Below are 3,294 nucleotides of genomic sequence, written 5' to 3'. Positions count from 1 at the left end.
CAGTTCGACAGAGAGGGTCCGCTTGCACATCTTGGCGATCAGCAGGACCAATCTCTCGAAATTGAGCTTCCGGTCCCGGGTGAAATGGGTTTTGGAATTCCTGAAAAGATTGAGCAGCAGAGGGTCTGTTAAACAGATAGAAATAAAATTTTTTAGGTCTGATATGATTTTAAGTGCTATTTTTACATCGGCCATAAACGCGGTTGTTTAGATTTGTTTAGTAGTGAATTCAAAATTAAACATTTACGTGATTTATGGCCTTCTTTTTTTCTTAACTTAATGACATTGCCCATCGGGGTGACACTATTATAGCAGTATTTAACAAAATATCACCCCTATGCCATTGACCATCAACCTTTCTTTCTAATGCTCACTGCATTCTTATGTGCTTGCAATCCTTCCAATTCCGCCAATATCTCCACTGTAGAACCGATCTGTTGCAAGCCTTCCTCACTGATATGTTGGAAGGTAATCTTCTTCACAAATGAATCTACCGAAACTCCTGAATATGACCTTGCAAATCCCGATGTCGGTAGGGTATGGTTTGTGCCCGATGCATAATCACCTGCGCTCTCTGGCGTTAGGTGACCCAAGAATACAGAACCCGCATTCAGGACTTTATTGATCAATGGCTTCCACTCATCCGTTTCCAAGATCAAATGCTCTGGAGCATACTGATTTGAAAAATCCATGGCTTCTTGCAAATTCTCGGTGATTACAAAATAAGAATTCTGAATAGCCTTTTCTGCCAATTCCTTTCTCGGCAAAACTTCCAGTTGTTTTTCAACCTCGGCTTCTACATTTTTAGCAATCTCCACAGACGTACAAACCAAAATAGACTGACTGTCGATACCATGTTCAGCCTGAGCCAATAAATCAGCTGCTACAAATGCAGGATTACAAGTGTCATCGGCAATTACCAAAACTTCCGAAGGTCCTGCAGGCATATCGATGCTGACATCAGTAAGACCTTGGATCAGGCTCTTCGCCTTGGTTACAAACTGATTTCCGGGACCAAAGATTTTGTTAACTTTAGGAATGGACTCAGTACCATAAGCCATCGCAGCAACAGCCTGAGCGCCACCAACTAGATAGATCTTATTTATCTGAAGAAGCTTCAAGCAATAAGCTACAAATCCATTGATCTTGCCGTTGTTTTGAGGAGGTGAGCATACTACGATTTCCCGGCATCCCGCAATCCTCGCAGGTATTCCAAGCATCAACAATGTACTCGGCAAAACTGCTGAACCACCCGGAATATAAAGACCAACCTTTTCGATCGGTCGCACCTCACGCCAACATTTAACACCCGGCATTGTTTCCACAGTGCGTTCACGCTTAAGCTGAGTCTGATGGAACTTATAAATATTCTGAAAGGCTATCTCAAGTGCACGCATCTGGTCGCGTGAAATGGTTGATGCCAATTCATCGATTTCTTCTTGTCCTAAGTAAAGTTTTTCAAGATCTACTTTGTCAAATTGCTTGGCATAAGACTTCAAGGCAGCATCACCCACAGTTTTTACCTCATTGATAATTTGGAGAACAGTATCTTGAATGGCATTATTGGGGTCAGTATTCCTGTTTACCAATTCCTGAATCTGCTCTTTTGTGAGATCTTTATATTGATAGGTCTTAAGCATATTACATTATGATTTTTTCGATCGGCATAACCACGATACCCTGTGCGCCAGCCGCCTTTAATTTGTTGATCTTATCCCAAAAATCATCTTCTGAAATTACAGTGTGCACGGCAACCCAGCCTTCTTCCGCCAAGGGAACAACAGTAGGACTCTTAACACCATGCAATAGTTCTGTGATTTGGGACAAGTTCTTTTTCTCAACGTTCAAAACCACATATTTAGTTTCTTTAGCACGCAAAACCGATTGAATCCTTTGCAACAGTTCACAAATGATCGGATTCTCTTCCAATCCTTCACGGCCGATCAAAATTGCTTCAGAACTTCTAACATCGACAAAAGGTTTCAGTCCATTGCTTTTCAAGGTTCCACCCGTAGATACGATATCACAGATAGCGTCGCTCAACCCCAATCCAGGAGCAATTTCCACCGATCCTGAAATCATTTGAATATCAGCTTCGATTTTATATTCGTCCAGAAATTGTTGTAGGATATTAGGGTAGGAGGTTGCAATGGATTTGCCGTTTAGGTCTTCGAGGCGGTCGATGGTAGAATCTTTGGGAATAGCCAATTTCAACGTGCACTTTCCAAATCCCAATCGCTGTAGATACTGAACATTCGATAAGGTCTCTTCAATTACGTTTTCACCAACGATACCGAGGTCAGCGATCCCTTGTTCAACATATCCAGGGATATCATCATCACGAAGGAATAGGATTTCAAGGTTGAAGTTGGAAACGGTAGTAATAAGGGAGCTTTTATAGTTTTCGAAGTCCAATCCACAGTTTTTAAGCAATTGAACAGATTTTTCGTTTAATCTACCCGATTTTTGGATAGCAATTTTGAGATTTTTCAAAATGTAGAGTTTATGTTGAGTGTAAAAAATTATTAATAAAAAAAGAATCTGGGGTTTACCTGCTCCACGTAGAAGCCATACTAATATCTATCGCCACAATGGCGATGATGCAAAATGTATGGATGTGTACAAGCGATCTTCATATTAATAACGCAACAAAAGTAATTGTTATAGAATTGCTATGCAAGGATTTTGGAAAAAAAGAGAAAAAATTAGACAATAGACAATAGACATAAGACATAAGACATAAGACATAAGACATAAGACTAGAACTAGGTTTGAGATATGAAATGTTAGATATGAGATATGAGATTTGAGAAATTTGAAAGAATATATAATTGAGGAGTTTATAATCAGTATCAAGATATGTCATTAAGTTAAGAAAAAAATAAGGCAACACCCCAAAAACCCCATAGGGGTGCAACTATTATATAAATGATTATACGGCTCCATCCAACCCTTTAGGGGTGCAACTATTATAGAAATGAATATTCGGCACCATCCAACCCTGTAGGCCTTATGTTTGTATTTAGGACGTGCTACTACAAAGAGATAGCATAAGATTATTTGTTTATATTTTTATATAACCAAAATAACAACATAAATCCTAATCTTATGCTACGACAAAATACGGATTTAAATTTTGCTGGACAACCGATCTATATCGGAATAGATGTCCATCTAAAGAGCTGGAACGTTGCGATCTACAGCAAGGACCTTTTCCTTAAGTGCATCCATCAGGAATCCAAGGTTGAGGTCCTGGTGGACCATCTTTGGAAACATTATCCCGGAGCCTCCTAC

At 39.7% G+C, this 3,294-nt stretch carries 2 protein-coding genes and 1 pseudogene; 1 reads left to right on the top strand and 2 read right to left on the bottom strand.

Annotated features, from left to right (window positions below; genetic code table 11):
- Positions 1-350: 350 nt before the first annotated feature.
- Positions 351-1,640 carry a histidinol dehydrogenase gene (gene hisD, locus CRT24_RS14365; RefSeq protein ID WP_099371913.1) on the bottom strand — a complete coding sequence of 430 codons (1,290 nt, stop codon included), beginning with the start codon at positions 1,638-1,640 and terminating at the stop codon, positions 351-353.
- A 1-nt stretch (position 1,641) separates the two neighbouring features.
- Positions 1,642-2,493, bottom strand: a complete 852-nt coding sequence (gene hisG / locus CRT24_RS14360; RefSeq protein WP_099371912.1) for an ATP phosphoribosyltransferase — start codon at positions 2,491-2,493, stop codon at positions 1,642-1,644.
- Between the two features lie 615 nt (positions 2,494-3,108).
- On the opposite strand from hisG, the pseudogene CRT24_RS20715 reads away from it, so the two are divergent.
- Positions 3,109-3,294: pseudogene (locus tag CRT24_RS20715) on the top strand (IS110 family transposase); the annotation flags it as partial.

Source organism: Sphingobacterium sp. 1.A.5 (assembly GCF_002734235.1).
GTDB classification, from domain to species: Bacteria; Bacteroidota; Bacteroidia; order Sphingobacteriales; family Sphingobacteriaceae; genus Sphingobacterium; species Sphingobacterium daejeonense.
The sequence above is the reverse complement of the archived record's forward strand: the minus strand, read 5'-3'. Positions and strand labels throughout refer to the sequence as shown.